Source organism: Pedobacter sp., from assembly GCF_045628745.1.
GTDB lineage: Bacteria > Bacteroidota > Bacteroidia > Sphingobacteriales > Sphingobacteriaceae > Pedobacter.
Genome location: NZ_JAZQPU010000147.1, coordinates 1 through 4,937, shown reverse-complemented (window position 1 = coordinate 4,937; position 4,937 = coordinate 1). Strand labels below are relative to the sequence as shown.

7 protein-coding genes are annotated in these 4,937 nt (G+C 39.6%); 2 read left to right on the top strand and 5 right to left on the bottom strand.

The genetic code is table 11. The features are described from left to right. The 3 genes from ACR2F7_RS06110 to ACR2F7_RS06100 form a co-directional block, all read right to left on the bottom strand. Positions 1-283 (bottom strand): C40 family peptidase (locus ACR2F7_RS06110; protein WP_432712696.1); only part of this gene is annotated, 283 nt, incomplete at its 3' end. Positions 284-324: 41 nt separating this feature from the next. Continuing rightward, positions 325-1,026 carry an SDR family NAD(P)-dependent oxidoreductase gene (locus ACR2F7_RS06105; protein ID WP_432712695.1) on the bottom strand — a complete coding sequence of 234 codons (702 nt, stop codon included), beginning with the start codon at positions 1,024-1,026 and terminating at the stop codon, positions 325-327. Next, positions 1,027-2,814: an aromatic amino acid hydroxylase gene (locus tag ACR2F7_RS06100; RefSeq protein ID WP_432712694.1), complete on the bottom strand. Its 1,788-nt coding sequence runs from the start codon at positions 2,812-2,814 to the stop codon at positions 1,027-1,029. Between the two features lie 234 nt (positions 2,815-3,048). Here ACR2F7_RS06100 and ACR2F7_RS06095 point away from each other — a divergent pair, with 234 nt between their 5' ends. Next, a complete protein-coding gene (locus ACR2F7_RS06095; RefSeq protein WP_432712693.1) occupies positions 3,049-3,369 on the top strand; it encodes a helix-turn-helix domain-containing protein in 321 nt (106 codons plus the stop codon). After that, positions 3,353-3,706 (top strand): helix-turn-helix domain-containing protein, encoded by a 354-nt coding sequence (locus ACR2F7_RS06090; RefSeq protein ID WP_432712692.1) that lies wholly within the window; start codon positions 3,353-3,355, stop codon positions 3,704-3,706. Before ACR2F7_RS06095 ends, ACR2F7_RS06090 begins: the two co-directional genes overlap by 17 nt. Here the strand turns inward: ACR2F7_RS06090 and ACR2F7_RS06085 are convergent. Then, positions 3,703-4,176 (bottom strand): GtrA family protein, encoded by a 474-nt coding sequence (locus tag ACR2F7_RS06085; RefSeq protein WP_432712691.1) that lies wholly within the window; start codon positions 4,174-4,176, stop codon positions 3,703-3,705. The genes ACR2F7_RS06090 and ACR2F7_RS06085 overlap by 4 nt on opposite strands. 19 nt (positions 4,177-4,195) lie before the next feature. Continuing rightward, positions 4,196-4,937: CAP domain-containing protein (locus ACR2F7_RS06080; RefSeq protein ID WP_432712690.1), on the bottom strand; the 742-nt coding region annotated here is incomplete at its 5' end.

The window sequence follows — 4,937 nt, the reverse complement described above, 5'->3', positions numbered from 1 at the left end:
CGCTTGATGATCGCGGTACTTTTACACCAAAGTTATTGAAAACGTAATTGACAAAACCTGAACAATCAAAACCTTTCTGTGGATTGCTGGAAGCGTAATGATAGGGTATGCCTATTAATGTTTTAGCAAAACTGATCAATGCAGTAGCTGCAGGTTGCTGTGCTGGCAACTCCAGTGCCAGCTTTTGTAACTTGTCCTGAAACTTATTCTGGACATTGGTCTGTGATTTTCCTTGTAAAGCGAATAAGAACACTAAACTAAAAAACGTAAGAGTTTTCTTCATATAATGTTAAAGATATAAAAAAAATGGTAAGTCCCTCAAATTTAAGGGGTGCTTACCGCTACAGGAATAATCTTTCCATTAAAAAACTGCTGACCGGTACGTGCAAAATCTGCAATATACTTACCCATTTCAAAGGCCAACACTGGAGACTGGTAGCCTGGGAATGCTTTTTCAAGCATTTCTGTTTGTGCAGAGCCTAAGGCAAGGCAGTTTACTTTAATGCCTTTGTCGGCAAGTTCAAATGCCAGGCATTCTGTTAAAGCATGCAGGGCTGCTTTACTTGATGAATAGGCAGACAGTCCTGGAAACTTTACACTTCCCTGAAAGCCACCCATGCTGCCAATATTTACAATATGACCACCATTTGGCATTAAGGGAATGACGTTCTTTATCATGTTTACATGACCCAGCACATTTGTTTGCAGCATTTCTGCAAAATCCTGTACTGAAGTTTCCATGAAAGGTTTGTTAATCAAGGCACCGGCATTGTTGATTAAAATATCAACATGCCCTAACTGTTGCTTTAAAAATGGAAGCAGGGCTGCATAATCATCGTTGACGATATCGAATTCTACGGGTAGTAAAGTACAATCAGGGTTGATGCCTTTGGCAATTTCCAGTAATTTTCTCAGCTTATCTGCTGAGCGGGCAATGCAAACTATTTTGTTTTCTGTACGTAATGCAAATTCCAATGCGGCTTCAAAGCCTACACCACTACTGGCGCCGGTAAGTATAATATTCATTTATAAGTCTTCTTCTGTAATCAATTGTGTAACCGGGTTTTCAATTACGTATAACCCGTCTGTAATTAGTTTTGTATGTTCAGGCTCAGCTTCGGCCTTTTGTTGTAAATAGCTGCGCAACGTAGCTTCAAGTTCAGAGAATATATTTCTGTGGTAAGTAATTTCCAGCATCTCCAATGGGCAAAGCCAATCTTGAGGGTATTCATTTTTAAGAAATTCAAATATAGCGGGTAACTCTTCATCACTCTCCCCAGATTCTCTTATCGCCCTTACTTTAGCATACAGCTGGTGCAAAAATAGAGTTTGCTCGTCGTATTCAATTTTTCCTGTTTGCTTTTGACTCACATATGTGATTTCTTCAAAAGCCTCCTTATCGGCAGCGCCATTAAAAACAGAAATAATCTTTTCACCAATGGCCATGTCGTAAGTTCCCCATTCGGGTTGGAAAAGTACATTACCTGAGCTTTCCCTAACGGTTGCGTTTTCCAGAACCATTAACATGTTCTTGCCTTCGCGCTGTATAATAGTCTTCACATGGCCAATAACATGAATGCCACTTTCAAAAGTGAAGTCTGCTTTTTCATTTTCCTTAATCCCCAGTGCTTTTAATTCTTCAAGGCTTAGTTCTTCCAGTGGTTTTTCTATGCCTTTCAGCTTTCCTACCGGTGATGAAAAACCGTCCTTATGGTAAAATTTGCTGTGTCCTTCGAGCTGTTTAAGCTCAAAAGCCAATGCTGTACCGCCAGAAGTTTTCAGGTAAGTAAGTTTATTGCTGAGGTCAAGACCTATGTCTGCAAAAACGCCAGACACCTGCAAGCCGGAACTGTAAACTGCTGTGGCTACATTTTTACATGCTATTGCTTTCTGCACACTTTCTGCACCCCCACGTCTAAAGGCCATGGTATCGGCAAATTGCTCCAGTACATCGATCAGGTTTTGAAAAGTTGGCGTTACAAACAGGTAAGGCTGCGGTTTAGTGATGTCGTAATTATAGTTGATGGTGTCTATGGTGTAAGGGATTTTCTTAACCTCCGGGTTACGGCAGCTGGCACTTTCTCCAATAGAAGATAGCAAACCTGCACCATATATTTTGGGATCTTCAAGACTGCCTATTAAACCATACTCTACGGTCCACCAGTGTAGCCGGCTTAAGAGTGCCATCTCTGAGGGTTCGCCAAGGTTATCTGCCAGTTTTCGTAAGTTGGCTTCTGCTTTCTCTATTTCTGCCTCATTGGCCACCACCGCTTCTTTTAAAATGGAAAGGTGGCGAATAGCTTCATATAATTCAAAATCCTGTGCCGAAAACATGGCTTTTGCGCCAATGGATCCTATATAGCTGAGGTAATTGTTATAATCCGGGTCAGCAATGATAGGTGCATGACCGGCAGATTCATGGATAATGTCTGGTGCTGGTGTATATTCTATATGGTTGATCTGGCGGATATCCGCTGCAATAACCAATACCCTATAGGCTTGGTATTCCATAAAAGCTGCAGGTGGAATAAAGCCGTCTACGGTAACAGCACCCCAGCCTAACTTACCCAGGTTGTTATTCATGGTTTGCAAATCTGGAATACGCTCTATGCTTAAACCGGCACGATTGAGCCCTTTGATATAAGGGTAATATGCTACTTTTTTAAGGTAACTGTAATTCTGCCGCATTACATAACGCCACACCGCCTGGTCAATGGGGGTGTATTTTTCATAGTGCTGATCTACAATAAATTGCCTTAAATGCTTTGGCAGTTTGGCAACCTGTACATTGTTGAAGTCATTAAAATTGCTCATTTATCAGCTTATTTAGTTTTGTTTAGATACCTTCTCAAGTAAAGTTAATCAAATATTTCTGAGTGGAACGGCAAATTTATTGCGTTTATTCCTATATAAAGAAGTATTTATAATTGATATAAAATTAATGTCCTGAAATATTAATTATTTTCTTTTATTAAATAATTTCTCTACTTTGGTTATTCAGAAATACGATTATTTTTTTGAGCACCTAACGACCAAAACCTAACAAATATGAAAATGATTTTATCAAAAATTGCAGCCCTGAGGATGAAGAGGGGGCTGGGGAGGGGCAATCTCGCGAGTATCATCAATGTAAATACCAACACCTATACCAAAATGGAGAAAGGCGTTTACGTTGTGAGCATTCCACGCCTGCAAGAAATTGCTGATGCTTTAAACGTAAACTGTGAAGCGTTACTCGATAATGTTGACCCTGAAGCTGATTATCTGGAGGAGCAATACAAACTTGCGCAGGATAAACTTGCAAATTACCACGAATTGATTATTTCTGAACAAGCTAAACTCATTGAATTACATGAAAAACTTAAATAGTATACAGCAAGTAGCAGAGTCACTGGTGCTTTTAAGAGAAACCCACGGATATGATCAGGAGGCGGTGGCCACGCTTCTAGGCTTAAATGTGAAGGAATATAGCAAATTAGAGCGAGGAAGCAGGTCGCTTAACCTGGAACACCTTTGCATGCTCGCCAGCTTTTATAAGGTACGAAATAGTGTCATCCTCGATTTTGGAAGGACTGATCGTCAGGATACTACAGAAGAAATACAAAGTACATTAGCAGAAATTGAGAAAGCCCAGTTTTGGTTAAAGGAAGTTCAGGATAAAATTGCAGTTTTACAGATGAAATTAAATAAAAAGAAATATGCTTAACTTTTTACTTTAAAAGAAAAATGCTTCTGTGAGAAATAGCTCAATAAAGCCAGAATAGCCGTAATTATAATTTTAGCAACAGTGGGATAAAAACTAAATGCTTCAACCAATAGCTTAATGAAAGCATAATTTAACAGAATATTAGTCAAAACAACGGAACCATAACGAAACAGTTGTATTCGGCCTTTTAAGTTTGATTTTGTAAATACAATGTATTTATTAAGGATAAAACCAATTAAGAACGTAATGATAGATTCAATAAATAAAGCTGCTGAGTGCGCAGTTATTAATAACGAGCCTATATATACATTTTGTTCGTGTAATACCAGGTGGTAAGCGAGATAGAAGACCACAATGCCAGTTGCTGCGGTTGTACCACCAGAAGCAATATAGCGAAAAGTGTGTAGTGACATCCAGGATGAAAACGGAGGATAGAAGAAATCAATCAGCTTTAATAAGGCTTTGCGCATGTGTGTACTTTGCGCAAATTTAGATTTTTAGATCCGGAATGCCAACAAAATCTATTGTTGCGCAGTATTTGTATGCTGGATGTCGCTGAATACTTACCCCTACAATGTTCAGGCCACTGGTGTTATTCAAAATGTTTTTCCGGTGTCCTAAATCTGGTACCCCTTTGTCTAATAACAACATACATACATTGTCTAGCCCTTTAGCAAACCCAAAGGCCAGGTTTTCTGCCATTGCCCGATTGGGGTAATATTTTGAGATCCTATCCTGTGGACTACGGCCGTCAGCAGAAGCATGACCAGCGCTATTTTTGCGGTTCATCTCTTTGCCATGCTGCAGGGCAACATAAGTTAAGGTCTCATCTGGATAGAATAGGCCATAATTTTTCACCTTTTTCAAGTCCATTTCCAAGCCCCGGTAATAGCGGTCGTATTCATTAATTTTCAACTCGTTGTAATTACTGTATTGCTTCATTCGCTCATTATGCGCTTTAACGAATGTTTTAAAATAGGTCTTGAAGAACTTTTCGCCATCCATACGAATGAGGTTCATGTAAAAAATAATTTGTTGCTCTTCAATGCTGAGGTAGGGGCAGTCTTTCGCGGTATTGGCCAGGCTGAGTTCCTTCTGGCTCCAGCTTTCAGTCTTATCATTAAAACGCTGGCTATCAACAGTCAAAACGGTTACTGATGGTGCAGCAACCGTTTGAGCTGTGGTGTATAAGGTGAGTAATATTAAGATCGGGATAATCAATTTCATGCTA